This window comes from Photorhabdus laumondii subsp. laumondii, assembly GCF_003343245.1.
Classification (GTDB): Bacteria; Pseudomonadota; Gammaproteobacteria; order Enterobacterales; family Enterobacteriaceae; genus Photorhabdus; species Photorhabdus laumondii.
Window position 1 is genome coordinate 4,705,624 of record NZ_CP024901.1, and the last position, 25,452, is coordinate 4,731,075.

24 protein-coding genes and 1 pseudogene are annotated in these 25,452 nt (G+C 41.0%); 17 read left to right on the forward strand and 8 right to left on the reverse strand.

The genetic code is table 11. The features are described from left to right. The first annotated feature begins 2 nt into the window (after window positions 1–2). Together zapG and degQ are read left to right on the forward strand one after the other, a co-directional pair. Window positions 3–407 carry a Z-ring associated protein ZapG gene (zapG, locus tag PluTT01m_RS20670; RefSeq protein WP_011148149.1) on the forward strand — a complete coding sequence of 135 codons (405 nt, stop codon included), beginning with the start codon at window positions 3–5 and terminating at the stop codon, window positions 405–407. Between the two features lie 237 nt (window positions 408–644). Then, window positions 645–2,021 (forward strand): serine endoprotease DegQ, encoded by a 1,377-nt coding sequence (degQ, locus tag PluTT01m_RS20675; RefSeq protein WP_011148150.1) that lies wholly within the window; start codon window positions 645–647, stop codon window positions 2,019–2,021. 151 nt (window positions 2,022–2,172) lie between these two features. Here the strand turns inward: degQ and PluTT01m_RS20680 are convergent. Then, a protein-coding gene (locus PluTT01m_RS20680) for an IS5-like element ISPlu14 family transposase (protein ID WP_109791427.1) occupies window positions 2,173–3,566 on the reverse strand; the annotation gives its coding sequence in 2 pieces (ribosomal slippage) (window positions 2,173–2,999 and window positions 2,999–3,566; 1,395 coding nt in all). 165 nt (window positions 3,567–3,731) lie between these two features. Between PluTT01m_RS20680 and vapB the strand changes: the two are divergent. The 6 genes and pseudogenes from vapB (at window position 3,732) to hpaB (ending at window position 12,930) form a co-directional block, all read left to right on the forward strand. Next, window positions 3,732–3,959, forward strand: a pseudogene (gene vapB / locus PluTT01m_RS20685) (type II toxin-antitoxin system VapB family antitoxin). An 861-nt stretch (window positions 3,960–4,820) separates the two neighbouring features. After that, the gene (gene degS, locus PluTT01m_RS20690; RefSeq protein ID WP_011148151.1) at window positions 4,821–5,879 is read left to right on the forward strand and encodes an outer membrane-stress sensor serine endopeptidase DegS; all 1,059 of its coding nucleotides are present in this window, start codon (window positions 4,821–4,823) and stop codon (window positions 5,877–5,879) included. Window positions 5,880–6,665: 786 nt separating this feature from the next. After that, window positions 6,666–8,108, forward strand: coding sequence for an MBL fold metallo-hydrolase (locus PluTT01m_RS20695; protein ID WP_011148153.1), 1,443 nt, complete (start codon window positions 6,666–6,668; stop codon window positions 8,106–8,108). 8 nt (window positions 8,109–8,116) lie between these two features. Further along, a complete protein-coding gene (locus PluTT01m_RS20700; RefSeq protein WP_011148154.1) occupies window positions 8,117–10,612 on the forward strand; it encodes an ABC transporter ATP-binding protein in 2,496 nt (831 codons plus the stop codon). Window positions 10,613–10,817: 205 nt separating this feature from the next. Next, the gene (locus PluTT01m_RS20705) at window positions 10,818–11,267 is read left to right on the forward strand and encodes a hypothetical protein (RefSeq protein ID WP_049789797.1); all 450 of its coding nucleotides are present in this window, start codon (window positions 10,818–10,820) and stop codon (window positions 11,265–11,267) included. 103 nt (window positions 11,268–11,370) lie between these two features. Beyond that, entirely contained in the window at window positions 11,371–12,930 is a 1,560-nt protein-coding gene (gene hpaB, locus PluTT01m_RS20710; protein ID WP_011148156.1) for a 4-hydroxyphenylacetate 3-monooxygenase, oxygenase component, read from the forward strand. A gap of 424 nt (window positions 12,931–13,354) precedes the next feature. On the opposite strand, the gene murA is transcribed toward hpaB, so the two are convergent. From murA to mlaF, 7 genes are all read right to left on the reverse strand, one after another. Then, entirely contained in the window at window positions 13,355–14,620 is a 1,266-nt protein-coding gene (gene murA, locus PluTT01m_RS20715) for a UDP-N-acetylglucosamine 1-carboxyvinyltransferase (RefSeq protein WP_011148157.1), read from the reverse strand. Window positions 14,621–14,671: 51 nt separating this feature from the next. Next, window positions 14,672–14,926: a BolA family iron metabolism protein IbaG gene (gene ibaG, locus PluTT01m_RS20720; RefSeq protein WP_011148158.1), complete on the reverse strand. Its 255-nt coding sequence runs from the start codon at window positions 14,924–14,926 to the stop codon at window positions 14,672–14,674. 398 nt (window positions 14,927–15,324) lie between these two features. Then, complete coding sequence (mlaB, locus tag PluTT01m_RS20725; RefSeq protein ID WP_011148159.1) at window positions 15,325–15,618, reverse strand: lipid asymmetry maintenance protein MlaB; 294 nt, start codon at window positions 15,616–15,618, stop codon at window positions 15,325–15,327. Window position 15,619: 1 nt separating this feature from the next. Continuing rightward, window positions 15,620–16,249 (reverse strand): phospholipid-binding protein MlaC, encoded by a 630-nt coding sequence (gene mlaC / locus PluTT01m_RS20730; protein WP_011148160.1) that lies wholly within the window; start codon window positions 16,247–16,249, stop codon window positions 15,620–15,622. Window positions 16,250–16,282: 33 nt separating this feature from the next. Further along, on the reverse strand, window positions 16,283–16,789 hold the full coding sequence (mlaD, locus tag PluTT01m_RS20735) for an outer membrane lipid asymmetry maintenance protein MlaD (protein ID WP_011148161.1): 507 nt from the start codon (window positions 16,787–16,789) through the stop codon (window positions 16,283–16,285). Between the two features lie 4 nt (window positions 16,790–16,793). Further along, the gene (mlaE, locus tag PluTT01m_RS20740; protein WP_011148162.1) at window positions 16,794–17,576 is read right to left on the reverse strand and encodes a lipid asymmetry maintenance ABC transporter permease subunit MlaE; all 783 of its coding nucleotides are present in this window, start codon (window positions 17,574–17,576) and stop codon (window positions 16,794–16,796) included. A 10-nt stretch (window positions 17,577–17,586) separates the two neighbouring features. Next, complete coding sequence (mlaF, locus tag PluTT01m_RS20745) at window positions 17,587–18,390, reverse strand: phospholipid ABC transporter ATP-binding protein MlaF (RefSeq protein WP_011148163.1); 804 nt, start codon at window positions 18,388–18,390, stop codon at window positions 17,587–17,589. Between the two features lie 228 nt (window positions 18,391–18,618). Between mlaF and PluTT01m_RS20750 the strand changes: the two genes are divergently transcribed. The 9 genes from PluTT01m_RS20750 to ptsN all read left to right on the forward strand — a co-directional run bounded on the left by PluTT01m_RS20750 (window position 18,619) and on the right by ptsN (window position 25,384). Further along, the gene (locus PluTT01m_RS20750) at window positions 18,619–19,593 is read left to right on the forward strand and encodes a calcium/sodium antiporter (protein WP_011148164.1); all 975 of its coding nucleotides are present in this window, start codon (window positions 18,619–18,621) and stop codon (window positions 19,591–19,593) included. Between the two features lie 24 nt (window positions 19,594–19,617). Next, entirely contained in the window at window positions 19,618–20,586 is a 969-nt protein-coding gene (gene kdsD / locus PluTT01m_RS20755) for an arabinose-5-phosphate isomerase KdsD (RefSeq protein ID WP_011148165.1), read from the forward strand. Window positions 20,587–20,603: 17 nt separating this feature from the next. Further along, the gene (kdsC, locus tag PluTT01m_RS20760; protein WP_011148166.1) at window positions 20,604–21,167 is read left to right on the forward strand and encodes a 3-deoxy-manno-octulosonate-8-phosphatase KdsC; all 564 of its coding nucleotides are present in this window, start codon (window positions 20,604–20,606) and stop codon (window positions 21,165–21,167) included. Between the two features lie 20 nt (window positions 21,168–21,187). Continuing rightward, complete coding sequence (gene lptC, locus PluTT01m_RS20765) at window positions 21,188–21,766, forward strand: LPS export ABC transporter periplasmic protein LptC (protein ID WP_011148167.1); 579 nt, start codon at window positions 21,188–21,190, stop codon at window positions 21,764–21,766. Continuing rightward, complete coding sequence (lptA, locus tag PluTT01m_RS20770; RefSeq protein WP_011148168.1) at window positions 21,747–22,280, forward strand: lipopolysaccharide ABC transporter substrate-binding protein LptA; 534 nt, start codon at window positions 21,747–21,749, stop codon at window positions 22,278–22,280. Before lptC ends, lptA begins: the two co-directional genes overlap by 20 nt. A gap of 6 nt (window positions 22,281–22,286) precedes the next feature. After that, window positions 22,287–23,012: an LPS export ABC transporter ATP-binding protein gene (gene lptB / locus PluTT01m_RS20775; RefSeq protein WP_011148169.1), complete on the forward strand. Its 726-nt coding sequence runs from the start codon at window positions 22,287–22,289 to the stop codon at window positions 23,010–23,012. Between the two features lie 27 nt (window positions 23,013–23,039). Beyond that, on the forward strand, window positions 23,040–24,482 hold the full coding sequence (gene rpoN, locus PluTT01m_RS20780) for an RNA polymerase factor sigma-54 (RefSeq protein ID WP_011148170.1): 1,443 nt from the start codon (window positions 23,040–23,042) through the stop codon (window positions 24,480–24,482). A gap of 23 nt (window positions 24,483–24,505) precedes the next feature. Next, a complete protein-coding gene (gene hpf / locus PluTT01m_RS20785; RefSeq protein WP_011148171.1) occupies window positions 24,506–24,793 on the forward strand; it encodes a ribosome hibernation promoting factor in 288 nt (95 codons plus the stop codon). Between the two features lie 123 nt (window positions 24,794–24,916). Then, a complete protein-coding gene (ptsN, locus tag PluTT01m_RS20790; protein ID WP_011148172.1) occupies window positions 24,917–25,384 on the forward strand; it encodes a PTS IIA-like nitrogen regulatory protein PtsN in 468 nt (155 codons plus the stop codon). Window positions 25,385–25,452: the final 68 nt, after the last annotated feature.

The following is a 25,452-nucleotide window of genomic DNA, read 5'->3' on the forward strand; positions in this document are numbered from 1 at the left end:
CTATGACTTGGGAGTATGCACTGATTGGATTGGTGGTTGGTTTTGCTATCGGAGCGCTAGTTATGCGTTTTGGTAACACTAAGCTGCGCCAGCAGAAAGCCTTACAAACTGAACTGGAGAATAATAAATCAGAACTGGAAGAGTATCGTAAAGAATTAGTTGGTCATTTTGCCCGTAGCGCAGAATTACTCGACAATATGGCTCGCGATTATCGTCAGTTATATCAGCATATGGCTAAAAGCTCTCATGAACTGATGCCGAATATGCCAGCACAAGAAAATCCATTTAATTATCGATTGACTGAATCAGAAGCGGATAATGATCAATCTCCGGTTAAAATGCCACCAAGAGATTATTCCGATGGTGCTTCCGGCCTGTTTCGTCCGATGAATGAAAAAAACCAGTAAATACCCTGCTGTGGCACATCGTGTGCCACAGCATTAATTCAAATGTAAAATCTATTATCTACCTACAAGTTTTGTTTTTTTGTTTTTCAATCATGTAAATACCTGTAAAGAATCATGCTAAATCTGTTTGCCCGATGAACTTTATTTAATAATTAACAGTCATAGAGTAATCATGGCAGCTTGCCAGAATTAACTCAATTAGCCTTCTAGCTTAGGTATACAAGAGAACAAAATTAGATGAAAAGAAAACACTTATTCCTTAGTGCATTAGCAATCAGTATCGGGTTGTCTGCAATTTCTGTCCCTACGATTAGCAATGCTGCTTTACCTGCTGCTATCGCCGGTCAGACATTACCAAGCCTCGCACCGATGCTTGAAAAAGTCCTGCCAGCCGTTGTCAGCGTGCATGTCTCTGGTACGCAAGTACAACAGGAACAGAGTATACCTGAAGAATTCAGATTCTTCTTTGGCCCAAATCTACCCATGGGCCGTGAAAGTACCCGCCCATTCCAAGGGCTTGGTTCAGGTGTCATCATTGACGCTGCCAAAGGTTATATATTAACCAACAATCACGTTATTGAGAATGCAGATAAAATCCGTGTGCAATTGAATGATGGACGTGAATATGAAGCCAAATTATTAGGCCGCGATCCTCAGACAGATATTGCCTTGCTGCAACTGAAAGATGCTAAGAATTTAACTGCAATTACTATGGCCGATTCCGATAAGCTCCGAGTTGGTGATTTTGCTGTTGCGGTTGGTAATCCATTCGGCCTTGGTCAAACTGCAACCTCCGGCATTATCTCTGCGTTAGGACGTAGCGGTCTGAATCTGGAAGGATTAGAAAATTTTATCCAAACGGATGCCTCTATTAACCGTGGCAACTCCGGTGGTGCACTGGTCAATTTGAATGGTGAATTAATCGGTATCAATACCGCTATTCTAGCCCCGGGTGGTGGTAACATCGGTATCGGCTTTGCTATCCCAAGTAATATGGCAAAAACCCTGAGCGAGCAGCTTATCGCGCATGGTGAAGTAAAACGCGGTATCCTCGGTATTAAAGGTACTGAAATGAATTCCGATATCGCTAAGGCATTCAATATTGACGCCCAACGCGGAGCATTTGTCAGTGAAGTCTTACCAAAATCCGCCGCAGCGAAAGCAGGTATTAAATCCGGCGATATTCTTATTTCCGTTGATGGTAAGAAGATTAGTAGCTTTGCTGAACTGAAAGCCAAAATCGGCACAACGATACCAGGTAAAGAAATTAAAATTGGCTTATTACGCAAAGGTAAGCCAATGGAGGTTTCTGTTACGCTAGAAAACAGTGAAGGTCAAACAACCAAAGCCGGAAATCTAACCCTTGCCCTGCAAGGTGCAACCCTAAGCAATGGTGAAGTGAAAGGGACTTACGGTGTGAAAATCGATAGTGTTGCTCAAAACTCACCGGCGGCGTTATCTGGCTTACAGAAAAATGACCTGATTGTTGGGATCAATAATGAACGGATACAGAATATTAATGAACTGCGCAAAGTTATTGATTCTAAACCGCCAGTTATAGCGCTGAACATTCTTCGCGGAGAAGAGAGTATTTATCTGTTGCTAAGAAATTAATACTTTTAGTAAACATATTTAAGACACAGCGTAATGCTGTGTCCAGACCGCTGACAAACCCCATTGAAAATAATGGGGTTTGTTCCTTTCATTACGAATCATAATACAACTCATTTTCCTCATTGACCCGATTCAATCGCCCGTCAGGGCGTTATTTTCGCTTCGCGGGCATTGACTGGCTCGCCCTCCAGAGATAAAAACAACAAAGCATCGCGACCAGCAAGGCTATCTTCTTGATATTTTGGGCAGTTGCCGCCAAAAGACACTGTATTTGCACCTTCTGCAACCCGCGAAAATGGGCATAACGGTGCCCGTGATGTTGCTTCGCATCCGCAAAACTGCGCTCTATTGTTTCCTTTCGTCGCTTGTAAACTTTTTTACCCCATTCCGTTAGCCGGTTTTCTCTGGCCTGCTCTTTACTGGCCTCCCAGATATGACGGGTTATCGTTTTTCCGCCTTTCGCGTGCGTGCAGGCATCACGCTGCGGGCAACACTGGCAGATAGCCGCCGGGGCCTGATAATGCCGGTATCCCTGACGGTCGGTTGTGGTATAAATCAGTTTTTCTCCCTGCGGGCAGACATAACAATCCTGTAGCTGGTCATAGGTGAAATGTTTCTTCTGAAAGGTATTTGGTCCCTTATTCGGCCGGCGATAACCTATGATGGGGATAATGCCTAACTGTTCCGTCAGATAACAAACCGGGGCCGTAAAATAGCCCGCATCCAACCCAACCGCGAGGGGATTGAGAGCAAAACGCTCTAACTGACGCGTCAAACGCTTGATAAAAGGCTGGCTGTCGTGGACATTACCCGGTGTGGCGTAGGTATCGGTGATAATACCGACTTGCCCATCCACGGTACGGTGGTCAAGGTAAAAGAACCCCCTGGGTTTGTTGGTCCGGTGCATAAACCCGCTTTCCGGATCGACGGTACTGACCTTCGTCTTTCTCTGCCGTTCCTTTAGGGCTGGCTTCAGGCTTTTTTTCCAGCTGCCGCCCGGTCTTGAGTGACGGCTTTATCCAGTGCGTCAACATAGGCGCCGGGGGGAACCGACCGCATGACATTCTCCGATTTATGCGGATTGGCACTGGCTTTCAGGTGGGTGCTGTCGGTATAGAGTACGTGTCCGCCCACAAATCCTTTGGCTATCGCCTGTTCAACAATGTGGTCAAAAATCTGTTGGAAGACCGCGGTATGATTGAAACGGCGGCGGCGGTTCTGGCTCAGGGTTGAGGCATCAGGGACCTTTTCTGTCAGTCCGAGGCGCAGAAACCAGCGGTAAGCCACATTAACCTGAATTTCCTGTACCAGACGGCGTTCACTGGGGACGCCAAACAAGTAGCCGAGTAACATCATTTTAATCAGCATGACCGGATCGATAGCAGGACGGCCATTATTGTGGCAATACAACGGGGCGACTAATTCGCGGATAAATTCGAAATCAATGGCAGCATCGACTTGACGGACCAAATGATTTTTAGGGACCAGCTCGTCAAGCGAGAGCGTTTCTGGCGGGAAAGTCTGGAGAGGGGGGGGTCTTAACATGGTGGCAAGCTCCGTTGAGTGAACGGAACTTAATTAAAACAAAATGCCGGATAAAAAACCAGCACTTTGTCAATAATCTGAGACACAGCGTAATGCTGTGTCTTAAATCACTGATATCCCTCACGACAGGTGGTCTTGTAAATCAGTTTTTCTGGAGGACTCAATATGAGAACCGTAGTAATATTCAAAAGCGGCAATAACTGAGCTGTAAGTTTACCTCGCGACCTCGATTTCGAGGGAGTGAACGAATTGGAGATTATTCGTGAAGGCGATATCATTATTCTGCGACCGATTAAACCCAGTTGGAATTCCTTTTTACAACAAGAAAAAACTGACTCTGACTTTTTAACCGAACGACTGGATATTGTGGAAGAAGGACGCGTTAAGTTATGAAAAAATATATACCCGTCATCTTTCAAGTTGCCTCTTTGTTGGCTGTACTCGCTCACTCCGGTCACATCGTTCTCTATGCTCCCGGGGATTCACTCCCTTGCCGTCGCGATCCATCTTGAAATCTTTAGGGTTTATCAATTTTTTTTAATGATTGCCCATGATTTTCGTAAACTTCTTACAGACCATGTAAAACCTCTTATTTATATTTAAGCAAATTATTTTAATACGGTTAATCCTGTTAAATATTTTCACTCTTATTATTGAATTAACGCTGTCATTTGGTTAATCAATTTAAGACCGATTTTTCCTGATGTTTTCTCTTCCAATATCAGTATAGCATCGAATTTTTTACCCGTTTTAAAAAAACCTTAATCACTTATTTTTACCTTTAATGATTAAAGTTTTTACCTGCTTTTTCATAATACACTTACTACTTTTTCCAGATTTTAAAACCACACTGACAGACCATAAACGTTTTTTTTAACTACTGTTTTATCATATTATCTGAATAAGCGAAAGTTTCTGTCACGCCTTGTTTTCAAATCACATGAAAAACGAAAACCCGCATGATTTAATCTGAACGAATCTCAACGTTATGAAGTAAATAAAAGCGCTAAAACGAAAAGTTAAAGACAGTAAAAAAAGCGTTAAAATCCCTCAGATTGTAGCAAAATGCGATAAAACAGAGTTTAATACTCATGCAAACCATCAATACAAATTTTTTCATTTTATTATTAATGAAAACTCAATAGTGATAATCGAAGCGCTAAAAGTCAGTAATCCGAGATACAGCATAATGCAGTGTCTGTTAATTTCTATGTTATCCTGCAGTGACTGATTAACTCACACTGAATAATACCCATGATTGCCAAGTTGCTGCGCTCTGCTTTTTTAGGATTACTTATCGCTGTAATTTTACTGATGACCATTCCATCACTGCGCCCTAGCGGGCTGACATCAGCAATTACCAATAACAGTAATGACGAAGTTCCATTCAGCTTTAATAAAGGTGTCCGTAGGGCAGCACCCGCCGTAGTCAACGTCTACAGCAGCAACATGGGGAGTTTTTCTCACCAAGGCCGGGAAAACCATACCCTTGGTTCTGGCGTCATCATGAGTGATAAAGGCTACATTCTTACCAATAAACATGTCATTAATAATGCAGGACAAATTATTGTTGCACTGCAAGATGGTCATTTTTATGAAGCCCTCGTCATAGGCTCTGACAGCTTAACGGATCTTGCCGTCCTGAAAATTGATGCCGAAAACCTACCTGTCATAACGATTAATCCAAATAGAGTGGCGCATGTGGGAGATGTCGTTTTAGCCATTGGTAACCCTTACAACTTGGGGCAAACCATTACTCAAGGGATTATTAGCGCTACCGGTCGCGTTGGATTAAGCCCTACCCGCCGTCAAAACTTCCTCCAGACCGATGCTTCCATTAATCAGGGTAACTCTGGCGGAGCTTTGATTAATACCCTTGGCGAGCTAGTAGGTATCAATACATTATCATTCGATAAAAGTGAAAATGGTGAAACCCCAGAAGGATTAGGCTTTGCTATTCCGACTGAACTCGCCACCAAGATTATGCAGAAACTTATTCGTGACGGACGGGTTATCCGAGGTTTTATCGGCATAACGTCACAAGAGCTGCCACATATTCGCTCTTCTAACGGCAGTATTAATCAGATTCAAGGGTTACGAGTATTTCAGGTGACTACAAACGGACCAGCGCAAAAAGTTGGTATTAAAGTGGGTGATATCATTACCAGTGTCAATAACAAACCCGCTATTTCCGCGGTTGAAACAATGGATCAAGTGGCTGAAATACGCCCCGGCAGCGTGGTTCCTGTCACTTTATTGCGCAATGGGAAAATATTATCGCTACAAGTGACCATTGAAGAATTTGAAAGTTAATGATAATCCACGATATTTCAGTGAATAACCGATTAATTAAAATAGTTAATAATCAGAGTGAATCTGTATCACCAATAACTTAACGAGCCCCCACATAGCTCTAGTTATTGATCCTTTAGCTGGCCGATTAGTAATTTCAATGGGTAACTATATATACCCTATGGATTTCAAGATGGATCGCGACGGCAAGGGCGTGAATCCCTGGGAGCATAGAGAACGATGTGACCGGGGTGAGCAAGTGCAGCCAACAAAGAAGCAACTTGAAAGATGACGGGTATAAGTACTGTATTACTACTACTTACAGTTTTTGATCTTATAACGAGATTTAGGGATTATGATGCTTTCTTCAATAAGAAACTTACACTATCAAGACACCAAGACACCGGCTCAACAATAAATTTCACTCTCCTTTAGTCAACAAGCCCCAGCTCACTCATCGATTAAGTATGAGTATATAAAACATAATTTATGTAACATTTACCTCACATCTTAAAGGTTATTATTGATAAAATCATTATAATAATTTATCAATACTTTCTTGGAGTACTATGCAAAACCATCTATTCTTTTTTATTCCAATGAACTAAGAAATATCATCGATTAAAGGAGAACAATATGAGTGATAAAGAAAAAGTTAAATTAGTACGTTTACTTAAACAAGTAAAAGGAAAAAAAGGCTCCAAGAGTCAGACCTCAAAATCTGACGCAATCGCTGCTTACCACTATTAATCTTTAAGCTAACAGCAACCTACATAGGTTGCTGTTTTGCCATATATGGAGTGATGTATGCAATTAACATTTATCGGTCATCAAAGTTGGCTAATCTCTCACAAAAATACAAATATTTTGGTTGATCCTGTCTTAGGCCCAACAATGGGAAACTCCCGATATATAAAGTTCGAAATATACCCTCCAAGAGATATTGATATAAGCAATATGCCATCAATCGATGCCGTATTTATATCACATGAACATGTTGACCATTTCGATATCGATACTCTATCAATATTTCCAAAGGGAACAGATATTTATATATCACTGCTTATGCCAAGCTGTATAAAAACAGCTTTAGAACATCTAGGGCATAATGTCATATTACATTCATTTAAAAAAGAAATAAGAGTAAAAGATATCAAAATAAAGTCATTCTCTGCTCCATATGAAACAATATTATGGGAGTCAAGGGTAACTCAATACTTAGTATCAGATATTAATGAAGAAAAATATAACGGTTTTATAGCAGTGGATGCAATAATCAGCGAGGAATACATTGAAGGGATTGGTGATCAATACCCAAATCCACAGTGGATCATAGTAGCAAATAATTCACAGTGTACACCAAAACAAGCTCAAGGAGCATATACAAATTTGCTACCATTAGAATCGTCAAGACTTAGTGGCAAGAATTATAGAGGAGTCAAATTACTTAACTCTATATTAATAGACTATCTTGATGGCATCCCTGAGGAAACTAAGATATTGATTTGTGGCAATGGGTTTATAAATCCCAGAGAAAATTATGGTCCATTCCTATTCTCAGATAATAAGGTATTGTCTGAAATTGCCAACCAATTATCAATTAAAGAGAACGTTTGTGGCCCATATCCAGGTGAAGTAATAGAAGTTATAGATGGAAATCTTTCAATCAGTTTATCTAGCTGGATAGAATTAAATAAAAACAAACACTTAGATCTAAAAAATAAGCTAATTAAGTACATGGATGAAGAATCTGGAGTTGAGCTCAGTCCATTTATTCCTGTACTCGGTGAACTTAGTGAAACAGAAGAAAAAAATGGGTTAGCTACGATTGAAAATGAACTAACTGATATGGCTCGAACTCTAGCTATTGATCCTTTAGTTGGCCGATTAGCAATTTCAATGAATAACTATATAAATGGTGAATTGAGTGATAACCGAATTCTAATAAAGTTTAAAGATAAAGATTTTGGGTATGTTTATTCTGTATCATCCTGTCAATTTACCAAAACTTACACACATGAGAACTATTTAAGTGAATATCCCTTTGGTGTTGAAATATATATTCAAGATTTCGTTGGTCTATGTTTAGGTAAAATACAAATTTGGGACTTAGCAGGGACGAGTATACGCAGCTGGTATCTTGGTGGAATATATGAGAACATCATTGTGTTTTTCTATAAGTACTTTGGAGAGCAAAGAAGGCCTGATTTAGCACTTAAAGTATACGAAGAATATATCTCACAAAAATAAGGTAGCAAATGAACACCTCTGCAATTAAGAACGATTTAAGAAAGCAATATAGTACTTTTATCTTATTTCCTATTGAAACAGTAATTAATTTATTATCTTCTTTTTTTTCATTTTCCATATTAATTTACATAATAACATTGCCTTTGACTAATAGTTTAGAGGAAAGTAGTATTGGCCTGATTATCTTCTTAATTGCAATATTGAGACCTGCCTTAAGTGTAATTAATAACATAAGCCTGTTCCTTATTAATAAAAAACAGGCTTATATTTTATCAACATTTAATGATTGCTTTACAAGTAAAAAAGATGCTCAGCAGAATGAGCACGACATTGTAAATTACTCCTCGTATGACACTAGTGTTGTTTTGATTATATCTAAGGTAATTTGCTTTATTTATCTTTCCATTCTCATGGTTATTAATGTTGAAGGTGGTACAGTTGGCTTACTATCATTGTGTTCTATATTGATACCATTATCATTTTTTCTATTTAAAAAACGAGCCCATCTTTCTAAGAAACTAGCAAAAATAAGGAAGCTGAGATATGGATTTATTGGAGATAACTTTGAGGCCCTGACTGCTATATTGTTAACTGGGTACCAAGGGGGAAAATTTCTAAGCTTGAATAGAATTATTGATACTGAAGAAAAAGTAAAACGCATTGATTCATTATGGAGAGCTGTAGATATTGCATCAAATGCGTTTTTAAAAGTTATTCCTGTCCTCTTTATAATCCTGATTGGCAAAGAAATAGACAATAGTGAAAAATTACTCATTCTTTTATATTCTCTAATTCTGGTTGGCGAATATCTTGGTTTGATTAGATTACTAACACCATTTTATGATGGTTATCTGGCCAAATTGTCAATTATTAGTAGATATAAGAATTACCAATACAAACCAGATGAATACTATAACCTAGATGGCACACAAGGTTTTATTGAAAAAACCATTCTGGGGAATATATTTTTATCAAAAAAGTTAATCAATAGGAGAATATTAAACAAGCTATGTTATGAAATTTTTCAAATTAATAAGTATATTAATTTAAGTTCAAACATTAATGAATTGTCAAGAGGACAATTAAATCTTATTTTTGCCGTAAGGAATGTATATATGGCTATAATTAATAATTACAAAGGCCATATTTATTTTGATGTAAATAGGACTGGCTGGGATTCTAAGTTATTACTTGATTTAGAAGATGTCATTTACAAATTAAAAATAGAATATCAAATTGATATTATACTATTACATCTTCATAAAATTAAAGATATAGAATTAGAAACAAAAAATGAAACCACAAAATCTACGTTAGATAGTAAAGTTAGAAAAATGAAAGATCACACAAAAATTGCCAGATTTTTATCTATTTTTAGCTATAACTCTTTAATTGGAATTATATTACTGCTTATTGCTAGCTTTTCATTATTCGAATTAGGAAGAATTACATACAATGAATATGATAGTGAAACCTATAGAATAATATCCATATCTCTATTAGGTCTAATTTCATTTGTCTCAGGATCATATTTAATAGAGTTTAAAATAAGAAAAAAAGCAAGAAAAGACATATATAGATATATTAAAAACAACTCTAGTGAAGAAGGATTCAACTTATTCAAGCATGAATACAATGTAATAATAAATAGATTTACCATGTATGCCAAAGATGTTTTCTGGTTTGGTTCGATATTTTCCGGAACCCTATTTTTATTTTTTGACTCTGACAATTTTATAATTATACTTGGAGCTATGTTTATATTTCTTGCTAGCATTTATTTATTGTATCCTACGTACAAGGATAATAGAAATAAGCACTATAAAGAACTCCACTCTCTATCAATTTACTTTTCTTATCCTAAAAAACTACCTCGATGTAATTTGGTTAATCGTTTCTGTCAGGATACTATCCTATCCGGAGTGCATCGTTTGTATACAATAGCATCACAACGATATATAATTAACTCTGTAGCTTCTATATTAGGTTTTCTAATATCCAGTTTAATAATTTTTTACTCTCTATATCCAAATTTCGAATCAGACAACATTACGGCTGCTATAAACTTAGACAGTAGAATAGTAATTTTTTATTTTGCAATATTCGGATACTTATCGGAGATTGTATCTATCCAAAGAATAACTAAACATGTAAATTTTTATCATAAGAGAACAAACTTATCCTCTAATTTATCAATTTTAGAGCAAAGATTAGAAAGTGATAGAGTTATACAATTAGTAGGAAATAATGGAAGCGGTAAAACTTTTTTTCTTAAGAGATTATCCGAAATAAAGGGGTATATATATATAGACCATTATTTCGATCACTACCTAGCAAACGATAAATTTTTAGATTACCTAAACAAATCTAATTCAGATGTGATTATATTTGATGAGTTTGATTGTAGGAAATTAATAGATAAAATTGATAAAAATAAAAAAATAATCATCGTCTCACATAGGGAAGTCATTGGCTCGAAATTGAACATTAGCGAGGTGGTATGAATAATATTTATATTATTGGACCATTTGGCGCAGGTAAAACTATGCTAAGTAAATTAATTTCTAAAAAACTAGAAAAAGAACTAATTAGTTTAGATTCTATACCCAATAGATTTCAAGATGCATCGCGACGGCAAGGGAGCGAATCCTCGGGAGCATAGCAAACTATGTGACCGGGGTGAGAGAGTGCAGCCAACAAAGAGGCAACTTGAAAGATGACGGATATATAAGATGGTCCATATATGAAAAGATGGGCTACGATCTAAATTATGTTGAGCAATTAGTAAAAAAATGTAGATTTATAGACTTATATAGATACAACCATAAATTTGAATCAGAGCTGGTCAAAAAAATTGTCAAAAATGCATCAAATAATGTGGTCGATTTTGGTGCAGGACATTCTGTTATTGAGGACGATTTAGATTTTAAATATATTAGAAATCAAATGAAAGAAAAAGGCACTACTATTTTTCTAGATAAAAGCTCTCATATTGGAGTTAATTATCTCCATCCAGAAGAAGTCTTCTTAAACAATTATTTCTTGGCGAGTAAATGTAACCAAAAACTATCCGATATCACGATAACGGTAGATAACAAAAGTAAGTTACAAATATTGGATCAAGCCTTATCGGCACTTAAGTCAATAGAGGTTATATGAACATTATATTCAAGTCTGATAAAAATAAGCTCTAGAAACATTAAATTAACATTGAGTACCCTACGGATCAGAAATCACAAATGGGTACAATTGTGAGGTAGCCATGAAACCAGAAAATTTACGTACCGATAACAAACGCCCATTTACCAGTAAAGAGTATCTGAATTCACTCCAGGATAGCCGTGAAATTTACATTTATGGTGAGCGAGTCAAAGATGTCACTATACATCCAGCTTTCCGCAATACAGCCGCTTCAATTGGTCAATTATATGATGCTCTGCATGCCCCTGAAACCCACAATGCGCTCTGCTGGAATACAGACACTGGTAATGAAGGTTATACGCACAAATTCTTCCGTTTTGCGACCAATCCAGATGAACTGCGCCAACAACGAGATGCCATTGCAGAATGGTCACGCCAAAGCTACGGCTGGATGGGACGCACCCCCGATTATAAAGCGGCATTCAGTTGCGCATTGGGCGCTTACCCTGAATTCTATGGTCAATTCTCTAACAATGCCCGCGCATGGTATAAACGCATTCAGGAATCATGTATGTATTTCAATCATGCCATTGTTAACCCACCAATTGATCGTCACAAACCAGCGGATGAAGTCAAAGATGTTTTTATCCAACTGGAAAAAGAGACTGATGCAGGTATTATAGTCAGTGGAGCCAAAGTCGTGGCAACCAACTCAGCTCTTACGCACTACAACTTCATTGTTGGCTCTGCGCAAGACATAGGGGATAACCCCGATTTTACCCTAATGTTTATTGCTCCTATGAATGCCAATGGCATGAAATTGATATCCCGCGCCTCTTATGAATTAGCCGCAGGTACCACCGGTTCCCCTTTCGATTATCCTCTCTCCAGTAGGTTTGATGAAAATGACGCTATTTTAGTGATGGATAAGGTATTAATCCCATGGGAAAACATACTAATTTATCGCGATGTTGGTAGCTCTCGCCATTGGGCTGTACAAAGTGGGTTTGCCCGTCTGTTCCCCATGCAGGCTTGTGTACGTCTAGCCGTTAAGCTGGATTTCATTACAGCACTGCTGCAAAAGAGTCTCGAATGTACCGGAGTGGTAGATTTTCGTGGTGTTCAAGCAGACTTGGGAGAAGTAGTGGCATGGCGCAATCTATTCTGGTCATTGACAGATGCCATGTGGGCAGAAGCCAAGCCGTGGGAAGGCAATGCCTATCTACCGGATACTCAAGCGATTCAAACTTATCTCGTTATGGCACCGATAGCTTATACAAAAATTAGGAATATTATTGAAAGTAATGTCACCAGCGGCTTAATCTACCTGCCATCCAGTATACGTGACATGAATAATCCAGAAATTAATAAGTATCTTGAGCAATATGTACGCGGTTCCAACGGCATCGACTATGTAGAACGGATTAAGATTTTAAAATTAATGTGGGATGCCATTGGAAGTGAATTCGGTAGCCGCCATCAGCTATACGAAATCAATTATGCTGGTAGTCAAGATGGAGTCCGCTTGCAATGTCTGCGCCATGCTTATAGTTCTGGCAATATGAAGAAAATGATGGATTTGGTGGAATCCTGTCTTTCTGACTATGACTTGAGTGGCTGGACAAAACCATATTTACACAATAACCAAGATATTAACTTGTTAGATAAATTACTAAAGTAAATTAATGATGGGAAGCCTATTTATGCCTGTAGAAAATGAACTTGCCTGCGTTTCAGAAATGCAGAGGAATACTTACCAATCTGGTATGGGTTTATCAATTTTAAACAGGATTTTCATCCGATGATGGCTAAATCCGTAGCCTACTGTTGTTTAAAGAGCTATCTCATCAAGTACCAAACTCGATTTCACCACCAAAGTGAGACTCTCTTCGGTATCAAGCGCCCTCAACACCTACTTTAAAAAACTGTTGAGGGCTATTTAAATGAGAACTATTTTTACACACAATAATGTGTATAAAAATGGTCTGTGTCTGACTCTATATATGTGAATATTTTTAGCATTATAAAAAAATAAGAAAGTTGGCGATTGTCACAGCTACCCGACAATTACCCCCATTTCTTATTTCCAAGTTAAGGAAGTACAATTACTTTCCCGTTGATTTCACTCGTTCAATGTTTGCGCCAAGTCCGCGCAACTTATCTTCGATATGTTCATAACCCCGGTCAATATGATAAATACGGTCAACAACCGTCACGCCTTCCGCAATACAACCCGCCAGAACCAAGCTTGCCGATGCGCGTAAATCCGTCGCCATGACCTGAGCGCAAGATAATTTTTTAACGCCATGACAAAGCACGGTATTACTTTCAATTTCCGCATGCGCCCCCATCCGAATTAATTCGGGGATATGCATGAAACGGTTTTCGAAAATAGTTTCGGTGATCATACCAGCACCTTCCGCAACCAAATTTAGCAAGCTGAACTGCGCCTGCATATCAGTCGGGAAACCGGGGTGCGGAGCAGTACGTAATGTCACAGCTTTAGGGCGCTTACCGTGCATATCAAGGCTTACCCAATCTTTACCAATTGCAATATCCGCACCCGCCTCACGCAATTTAGCTAATACCGCATCCAGCGTATTAGGCTGAGCATGACGGCAAACTACCTTGCCACCGGATATCGCCGCCGCAACAAGAAATGTCCCCGTTTCAATCCGATCAGGTAGTACACGATATACACCACCACCAAGACGTTCTACACCTTCAATGGTGATATGGTCTGTACCCGCTCCGGTGATTTTTGCACCCAAGGTATTGAGAAAATTAGCCGTATCTTCGATTTCAGGTTCACGTGCTGCATTCTCAATAACTGTTGTCCCTTCTGCCAACGTTGCCGCGGTCATAATCGTGACTGTCGCTCCAACGCTGACTTTATCCATCACAATGCAAGCCCCTTTCAGACGCCCATTAACGGAAGCCTTAACGTAGCCCTCTTCCAGCACAATTTCAGCACCTAACTGTTCCAAGCCACTAATATGCAGATCAACCGGGCGGGCACCAATCGCACATCCCCCCGGTAAAGAAACTTGCCCCTGACCAAAACGCGCCACCAAAGGACCTAACGCCCAAATAGAGGCACGCATGGTTTTTACTAGCTCATAAGGCGCACAATATTGATTCACATCGCGGGCATCTACAAATACAGAACCATTACGTTCAACTTTAGTCCCAAGGCGATTCAACAATTTGATAGTGGTATCAATATCTTTCAATTCTGGAACATTTTGCAACTCAACAGGCTCTTCAGCCAACAACGCGGCGAACAGGATTGGCAGTGCAGCATTTTTTGCCCCGGAAATAGTAACCTCACCCGACAGACGAGTAGGCCCTTTCACACGAAATTTATCCATCTGTGACGACTCTCTTTATATAATTTGCTGTTCGCGGCGAGGCAAACAACATTAAAAACCGTTGAGCTTGCGATCCCGTTTCCAATCATCCGGTGTGTAGGCTTTAATTGACAAGGCATGAATACGATTATCAGCAATGTATTCCATCAAAGGCGCATAAACGGCTTGCTGCTGTTTTACCCGGCTCATGCCGGCAAACATTTCACCAACCACAATAACCTGGAAATGGCTGCCATCTCCGTTAACGATGACTTCATCCAGTGCTAATTTATCCATCAGCACTTGTTTAATCTCATTAGTATCCATAATTGCTCAATGTTCTGTACCCGTCATCTTTCAAGTTGCCTCTTTGTTGGCTGCACTCACTCACCCCGGTCACATAGTTCTCTATGCTCCCGGGGATTCGCTCCCTTGCCGCCGCGATGCATCTTGAAATCCATAGGGTATGTAGTTAGAAATAAATAATAGACAGCCATCTATCCTAATAGAATCCTGCTTATTCTTAAACTATGAAAACGCCCTTGTAACATCTCTGCTTACAAGGGCGCTGATTATACCCGTTATCTTTCAAGTTGCCTCTTTGTTGGCTGCGCTCGCTCACCCCGGTCACATCGTTATCTATACTCCCGGGGATTCTCTCCCTTACCGTCGCGATCCATCTTGAAATCCATAGGATATATACAGGTAATTAATGAGATTATCGGTTAGCTATCAATGATAATTTCTTGCAAATCATAGAGCGTAATCAGGGTATTAAGCCGTTCATCAATGCCAGAAAAGCGCAATTTATCCCCTCTCATTTGCATATGATGTTTGAAACGGACTAAAAGAGCTAACCCGGTAGAATCCACATATTCAAGTTGTGACACATTGATGTCATTGATCTCGACCAATAATTTCTCTTTTTGCTGCCAGAGAGGAAGCAAACTATTACGATCTAAAGTGCCCTTGAGAATCAATGTTTGCCCTGTTTTTTCCCAGATCAGACTCTCACCCATCTTATTTTTTCTCTTCCAATGTGATTGGCTGACGAGCGCTGATTTCAAGCTGCTTAGTTAAGCCATCAATACCTTGCTGACGCAAGATAGAGGCCCATTCACTCTGTTTAGTCGTAATCATACTGACGCCCTCTGCAATCATATCGAATGCCTGCCATTGACCCGTTTTGCTGTTTTTGCGCCATTGGAAATCAAGACGGACAGGAGGGCGACCATTCGGATCGATAATAGTGACACGAATAGCAATAACATTGCTGTCCCCTAACGGCTTTTCCGGGTCAATCTGGTAAGTTTGATTATGATACATTGCCAAAGCCTGCCCATATGCCTGCTCAAGATAAGATTCAAATGCAGCAAAATAAATCTTGCGCTGCTCTGGAGTCGTATCTTTATAGTATTTCCCCAGAACCAATGCCCCTGCGTATTTGATATGGACATAAGGCAGTAGCTCCTCTTTCACCACTTTACGCAGATAATCTGGATTTTGACGAATTTGTGATTGGCTGTTTTTCAAACGAGTAAAAGTCTTTTCCGCCGCATCCTGCATTAACTTATAAGGATTTGTTTGATCAACCGCGCTCGCTAATGGCGCAATAACCAGCAGCACCACCATTAATAATCTCTTCAACATAATTGGTTCCTCTTAATGATATTCAGTTGCTGGCTAGGGTGTCGGCGTGTGCTCTGCCCCACTTTGGACATTATCACCACTCTTATACAAGAACTGGCCGATGAGATCCTCAAGTACCATCGCTGATTTGGTATCCTGTACGCGGTCACCCTCTTTCAGAATACGGGTGTCCATATCGGGATCTTCAAACCCGATATTCAGGGCAATATATTGTTCACCTAATAGGCCAGAAGTACGGATGGAAAGAGAACTGGTATCAGGGATACGGTCATATTGCTTCATAATATCCAGTGCCACTTGCGGCGTATAAGTTTTTTCATCAAGAGAGATACTTGCAACACGGCCAATCACCACCCCCCCAATTTTTACCGGTGAACGCACTTTCAGACCACCAATATTGTCAAAAGTTGCGTATAAACGGTAAGTTGGCTGGTTGCCTACCGATTTAATGTCTGCCACTTTTAGGCATAAAAAGACGATTGCAGCCAGTGCAATCAAGACAAAAAATCCAACCCAAATTTCACTTTTCTTGCTTTGCATTGGCTTAGTTCCCAAACATGAGTGCTGTCAGCACAAAATCCAAACCTAAAACCGCTAACGACGCATGAACCACCGTTCTGGTCGTTGCTCGGCTTATCCCTTCCGAAGTCGGGATCGCGTCATAACCATTGAATAGAGCAATCCAGGTCACAGTAATGGCGAAAACGACACTTTTAATAAAACAATTAAGCAAATCTTTCTGCCACTCGATAGCAGACTGCATTGAAGACCAGAAGAAGCCACTGTCAATCCCCTTCCAATCAACACCAACCATCGCACCGCCCCAAATACCTACCGCCACAAAAATCAAGGATAATAGCGGCATACTGATAAACCCGGCCCAGAAACGGGGCGCGATCACACGCCGTAATGGATCTACCGCCATCATCTCCAGGCTGGAAATTTGCTCCGTGGCTTTCATCAAGCCGATCTCTGCGGTCAGCGCTGATCCTGCTCGACCAGCAAACAACAGTGCCGTGACCACCGGCCCCAATTCACGCAACAGAGATATCGCCACCATCATACCAAGACTGGCTTCTGCGCTGTATGTTGTCAGGATCAGATACCCCTGTAGGCCAAGCACCATGCCAATAAACAGCCCTGAAACGATAATAATCAATAATGACCGAACACCCACGCTGTAAAGCTGCTGTCGGAGTAACGGCCATTGTCTGGCGGGTTCTGGCTTGCCAATTATCGCGCGGAAAAGCATAAAACCTGCACGGCCAAAAGAGGCAAACACCTCAATGGCCCGTCGGCCAAGTGCCGCCAGCGCCTGTGTTAACATTAACATCCCATTATCCTAATAACTCAGTTTTGTAATCCCCAGCCGGGAAACGGAAAGGTACCGGCCCGTCAGCAATACCATCCAAAAATTGCCGTACTCGCCTATCAGGATTAGAGTGCAACTGTTGAGCTGTACCCTCAGCAATAACCTGTTGTTCAGCGATAATATAAGCGTAATCTGCAATGCTCAGAACTTCCGGTACATCGTGGGAAACCACCACACAGGTCACGCCAAGTGCCTTATTCAGCTCATCAATCAACTTCACTAAAACCCCCATCGTAATCGGGTCCTGACCAACAAAAGGCTCATCAAACATAATTAGTTCAGGATCAAGTGCAATGGCACGTGCCAAAGCTGCACGCCTAGCCATACCACCGGAAAGTTCAGAAGGCATCAAATTAGCAGCACCACGTAACCCTACGGCCTCTAATTTCATCATTACCGTGGTCTGTATAATTTCTTCAGGCAGATTCGTATGCTCACGCAGCGGAAAAGCAACGTTCTCAAACACACTGAGATCAGTGAATAATGCCCCAGATTGAAACAGCATGCTCATCTTCTTGCGAGCAGCATACAAGTGAGAACGGGATAAAGCAGGAATATTGTCGCCATCAAACCAGATCTCCCCTCGTTCAGGACGTAACTGACCGCCAATTAATCGTAATAGTGTCGTTTTCCCTATCCCAGAAGGCCCCATAATTGCTGTGACTTTTCCTCTAGGCACAATTAGATTAATATCAGCAAAAATCAAACGGTTACCACGGGAAAAATACATACCACGGACCTCGATGAGATTTGCTGTCTGTTGATTCATTATTGATAGCCCTTAACGGTTAATAAATTGGCTTTAATATTTGGTTCATATATTAATCATATATACTACAAAAAAACGGGAAAATTTTCGCTATTAATGTGATGACAAATTTTACTTTTCTATCCACCGCCGTCAGAATATACCCCATCTAACTGGGCAGACAATTTTTGTTTAGAAAATCAACCAGCGTTGACATCAATTCGGAATATACCTTACAAGGGACGCTTCATGCTTCTGACCTTTTTACTTCTAATTACCGGGTTGATTTTACTGGTATATGGTTCCGATAGACTAGTATATGGCGCTGCAATTTTTGCCCGTACTCTGGGACTGCCGCCATTTATTATTGGTATTACCATTGTTGGCATTGGAACGTCTCTACCCGAATTAATGGTTTCAGTTACTGCAATGCTAGATAGTCAACCTGATATGGCTGTGGGTAATGTTATTGGCTCCAACATTACCAATCTGCTACTAATAACCGGTGCTGCTGCATTTATTCGCCCAATGGAAGTAAAATCAGATATCCTGCGGCAGGAACTGCTGTTGATGCTACTGCTCACCGTCTTCTGTGGTTATTTGATGAGTGATCACTATCTCAGCCGGATGGATGGGTTGGTATTACTCGCTTCCGCCATAGTGTATATCTTACTGATGATAAAAATGGTTGCTCTACCGCGCCGCGCCGAAGCGGATATTTATACGCAAGAACAGGCTGCCGAATTACCGGTCGAAGGCAATAAACACATTGCCCTACTTTGGATTCTATTAGGGTTACTTATTTTACCTATGGCAACTCGTATGGTTATTGATAATGCAACTGTTATTGCCCGCATTTATGGCATCAGTGAATTAGTTATCGGGCTTACCGTACTTGCGGTCGGTACCAGCTTGCCAGAATTAGCAACCTCTATTGCCGCAGCATTCAAAGGCGAAGATGATATTGCATTCGGGAATATTATAGGTTCGAATATATTCAATATATCAATTGTTTTGGGCCTTCCCGCATTACTCTCACCAGCAGCCATTTCACCTGAATCTTTCCATCGTGACTTTTGGGTAATGATGGTAGCCAGCATAATATTTACTGCATTTTGTCTGGGTCGTAAACACCGATTAAACCGATTTAAAGGTGTCCTGTTATTAAGCTGCTTTATCGCTTATTTTATCGTACTGTTTATTTCCAATTACAGCATTGAATAAACACAGAATGAGTAGGAAAAAGAAATGCCTAAGATTGATTTTCAGCAAGCGGGTAAAAAAGTATTACACATAGAACGTGATGGATTAACAGAACTTGAACAACATATAAACGGAGATTTTGACCGTACCTGTGAACTGATGTTCAACTGCGAAGGTAAAGTGATTGTCATGGGGATGGGCAAATCCGGCCATATCGGGTGTAAAATTGCTGCCACTTTCGCCAGCACCGGTACACCATCCTTTTTCGTTCATCCGGGAGAAGCCAGCCACGGCGACCTCGGCATGATCACACCTAAAGACATTGTTTTAGCCATCTCAAATTCGGGTGAATCCAGTGAAATTTTGTCGCTGATTCCCGCATTAAAACGCCAAAAAATCCCGCTTATCTGCATGACTAACAATTGCAACAGTAGTATGGGAAAAGCCGCCGATATCCATCTGTGTATCAAAGTCCCACAGGAGGCCTGTCCGCTAGGTTTGGCTCCTACAACCAGTACTACTGCAACACTGGTTATGGGCGATGCTTTAGCGGTTGCATTGCTCCAGGCACGCGGCTTTACTGCTGAAGATTTCGCACTATCACATCCAGGCGGCACTCTTGGGCGCAAACTTCTGCTACTGGTGAGTGATTTGATGAGTACAGGCGATGATATTCCAAAGGTTAATCGTAACGCCACCTTACGCGAAGCGCTGCTCGAAATCACCCGGCAAAAACTGGGTATGACCGTCATTTGCGATGAAAATAGGTATATTGATGGTATTTTTACTGACGGTGACTTACGGCGAGTATTTGATATGGGCGTCGATTTGTACAATGTCAAAATTTCAGATGTTATGACAACGGGCGGTATCCGCATCAAACCGCATGCCCTTGCAGTTGATGCATTGAACTTAATGCAGTCACACCATATCACGTCCTTATTAGTTGCAGAGGACAATAAATTGCTTGGTGTATTACATATGCATGACCTGCTACAAGCGGGTGTGGTGTAACCGGAGAAAACGCCTTAATGAGCCAATTAGTTTATTTGGACACCTGTTATGGTCCAGTTGATAAAGACGTTATTGAAAAAGCCCGTAAAATCCGCTTGCTGATTTGCGATGTTGACGGTGTTATGTCCGATGGCCGGATCTATATGGGCAATAACGGTGAAGAATTAAAAACATTTAATGTTCGAGATGGTTACGGAATTCGCTGCTTAATTACTTCAGGAATCGAAGTCGCTATTATTACCGGTCGTAAAGCAAAATTGCTGGAAGATCGAGCAAACACCTTAGGTATTACACATCTTTACCAAGGACAAAGTGATAAGGTTTTGGCGTACCAAAAATTGTTAGATACACTGGGATTAAGACCAGAACAGGTTGCTTACATCGGCGATGATCTGATTGACTGGCCGGTCATGGAACAAGTGGGGTTATCTGTCGCTGTGGCAGATGCACATCCATTGCTCTTACCAAAAGCGCATTATGTCACCCAAATTGCAGGGGGGCACGGCGCGGTAAGGGAACTTTGTGATTTGGTGCTTTTTGCTCAGAATAAGCTGGAAGAAGCCAAAGGATTATCAATATAGTAGGTTGAAGTGAAACGAGAATGGATAGAATCAAATCCTGGTTGGTGATAACTCTGGTATTAATCATCCTGGCGTTAATTGGCTGGAACTTGTCTGATTCAGATGAGATTAAATCATCTTCTGCCACAGATAACAGTCAGCCAACCTATCAAAGTCAGGAAGCTATAACTTTTGTTTATGACCCTACGGGGAAACTGACGTATAAACTGGTCGCTGATGACGTCCAAAACTATGCAGAGTCAAAACTTACTTGGTTTACTAAACCGGTATTAATTACTTATGACTCAAATGCCATTGCTACATGGACAGTTCGTGCTAACAAAGCCAAACTAACTAATGACAAAATGCTCTATCTTTACGGAGACGTACAGGTTGACAGTCTAACTAATACGTCACAATTACAACGTATTACTACAGAGAACGCTATCATCAACCTGACCACTCAGGATGTTTCATCTGACGATCAGGTCACACTGATTGGTGTCGGGCTAAAATCCGTCGGTATGAAAATGCGTGGCAACCTGAGAAACAAAACCGCTGAACTGATTGAAAAGGTTAACACCTACTATGAAATCCAACATGAAAAACAGAATCCGTAATGCTTTTATTGCCAGTGCTATCTTTGTAGTCAGTCTTCCCGCTATGGCACTGAAAGATGACACACAGAAACCCATTTCTATCGATTCTGCTAAACAAGCCCTTGACATGACAGGGAACACTGCCACATTTACAGAAGATGTGATCGTCAAACAGGGTTCTATCGATATCCGCGCTGACAAAGTTGTTGTGACTCGCCCAGATGGCGATTCTAAGAAAATGGTTATTGAAGCATTTGGCAATCCGGTAACCTTCTATCAATTACAGGACAATGGCAAACCAATCAAGGGCCGCGGTGCCAAAATGCGTTACGAAATGGATAAAGAGCTGGTTACACTCACTGGCAATGCCTATTTAGAACAGTTAGACAGCAATATAAAAGGCGACCGTATCACCTATCTAGTCCCAACTCAGCAGATGGAAGCGTTTAGTGACAAAGGTAAACGAGTGACCACCGTCCTACTACCTTCTCAATTACAAGAAGAAGGCCCAGGGGCTAACAACAAGAGTAAATAACGATATATGGCAATACTAAACGCAGAAAACCTGGCAAAAGCTTACAAAGGCCGTAAGGTCGTTGAAAATGTCAGCCTAAACGTGAACTCCGGCGAAATTGTCGGCCTGCTTGGTCCGAACGGTGCAGGGAAAACGACGACTTTCTATATGGTCGTCGGTATCGTTTCACGGGATACCGGGACAATTACCATTGATAATGAAGATATTAGCCTACTGCCACTTCACGAACGGGCACGCCGTGGTATTGGTTATTTGCCTCAGGAAGCTTCTATTTTCCGCCGGCTAAGCGTATTCGACAACCTGATGGCTGTATTGGAGATCCGCCAGGATCTGACTCAAGAACAGCGGAAAGAACGTGCCGAAGAGCTGATGGAAGAGTTCCATATCAGCCACCTACGTGACAATCTTGGTCAATCACTTTCCGGAGGTGAACGTCGCCGCGTAGAGATTGCCAGAGCGCTGGCAGCTAATCCGAAATTTATTTTGCTGGATGAGCCTTTCGCCGGCGTAGATCCTATCTCAGTCATCGATATCAAGAAAATCATTCAGCATTTGAGAGATTATGGACTAGGGGTCCTTATCACAGACCACAATGTCCGTGAAACATTGGATGTATGCGAACGTGCTTATATTGTCAGCCAAGGGCATCTGATTGCTCACGGCACACCTAATGATATTCTTAATAATGAACAGGTGAAGCGCGTTTATTTAGGCGAAGGTTTCCGGCTCTAATTCGGCCAGGAGAATTGATTTAACGCTATGAAGCAAAGTTTGCAACTCAGGCTTAGTCAGCAACTGGCTATGACACCACAGCTCCAACAAGCTATTCGTTTGTTGCAACTTTCTACGCTTGAACTCCAACAGGAAATACAACAAGCGTTAGAAATGAATCCTTTGCTTGAACAGGATGAAGAACATCAGGAAATTGGCAATCAGGAACTTCCCGATAACGAAACGGAAGCTATGGATACGCTTGATGCCTTGCAACAAAAGGATATGCCAGATGAGTTACCCCTGGATGTCAGTTGGGATGAAATTTACACCGCTGGCACACCTTCCGGGACACGCAATGACTATAACGACGACGGCGAACTGCCACTTTACCAAGGTGAAACCGTTCAAACCCTGCAAGACTATTTGATGTGGCAGGCAAAGTTGACCCCTTTCACGGAAATAGATGCGGCGATTGCGACATCAATCATTGATGCCGTAGATGACACTGGCTATCTCACTGTACCACTAGAAGATATCCTTGCCAGCCTCGGCGACAACCAACTCACTCTGGCAGAAGTGGAAACTGTGCTCAAGCAGATACAGCATTTCGATCCTATCGGTGTCGCCGCTCGTGATCTAAAAGATTGTCTACTCGTCCAGCTATCAATGTTTCCGCCAGAAACACCTTACCTGAAAGAGGCAAAACTGATCGTTTGCAACCATTTGGAGCTATTAGGTCATTGGGATTTCCGCAATTTAATCCGTCTGAGCCACTTGACAGAAGATACTCTGAAAGAGGCCATAAGTTTAATCCAGTCACTTGCACCAAAGCCTGGCCTGGCAATAAACACTGGCGAATCAGAATATGTCATCCCCGATGTACTGGTTCGAAAAGAAAGTGAACACTGGCAAGTAGAATTGAATACAGATAGTATCCCCCGTTTACACATTAATCAGCATTATGCAGAGCTTGGGCAACATACGCGCAATGAAAGTGACAGTCAGTTTATCCGCAATAACCTACAAGAGGCCAAGTGGCTTATCAAAAGCCTGGAAAGCCGAAATGATACTCTGCTGAAAGTTGCGCGTTGTATTGTAGAACAGCAACAGGAATTTTTTGAACATGGTGAAGAATATATGAAACCGATGGTCTTGGCAGACATTGCTTTCCAGGTTGATATGCATGAATCCACCATTTCCAGGGTGACTACCCAGAAATTCCTGCACAGCCCACGTGGTATTTTTGAATTGAAGTATTTTTTCTCCAGCCATGTCAATACAGAAAGTGGAGGCGAAGCCTCTTCAACTGCAATACGGGCTTTGGTGAAAAAACTGGTAGCAGCGGAGAACTCCGCCAAACCATTAAGTGACAGCAAACTGACGAGCATGCTAGCCGATCAAGGCATCATGGTTGCCCGACGAACTGTCGCAAAATATCGAGAGTCGTTATCCATTCCGCCATCAAACCAACGTAGGCGTCTGGTTTGAAATGAACAGAGAAGGAAGACAATATGCAACTCAAAATAACCGGCCACAATATTGAAATTACTGATGCATTACGCGACATTATCACTGCAAAATGCAGCAAACTGGATCAATATTTCGACAGGATCAACCTGACTCAGGTAATCCTCCGAGTGGAAAAGGTACAACAAATCGCCGAAGCTACTGTACACATTAACGGAGGTGAGTTGCACGCATCATCAGAACATGAAGATATGTATGCAGCAATTGATGGACTGGTCGATAAACTGGCGCGTCAATTAACCAAGCATAAAGACAAACTGAAACATCATTAACAGTTATTTAACAAAAAATGTAGTAACAACAGCAGAGTATTGCTGTAAAACAGTGCGCAAATACAGGATGCCACAGATAACCTATGGCATCCTGTATCAATAAGCACCTAAGTGAATAGGAAAATGAATAATCAAGCAGATTTACTACTAAGTTCGGTGCTTTCCCTCGCATGTACGCGCAATAATGTACATTGTTCGAGCAAAAAACGGGCTTTAGAGATTATCAGTGAGCTAGCATCTCAGCAGCTTAAGTTACCAGAAAATGTCGTATTCGAAGCAATATTGACCCGAGAAAAAGTAGGTACTACTGGAATTGGCAGTGGTATTGCCATCCCCCACGGTAAGTTAGATGAAGAAAGCTCAGATCAAGCGGTTGGCGTTTTCCTAAATCTGGAACAACCTATTGCTTTCGATGCCATTGATAATCAACCAGTCGATTTGCTGTTTGCTTTACTGGTTCCAAACGATCAATGCCAAACACACCTACACACATTGTCATTGATTGCCAAACGTCTTGCAGATAAAAATCTCTGCCGTCGTTTAAGATCGGCACAAAGTGATGAAGAACTATACACAATTATCACTGAATAACTGTTGCAATGCATGGATAGCAATAGAAGCAATAGATAAGAGTGGCTCATAATAACCACTAAAAAATT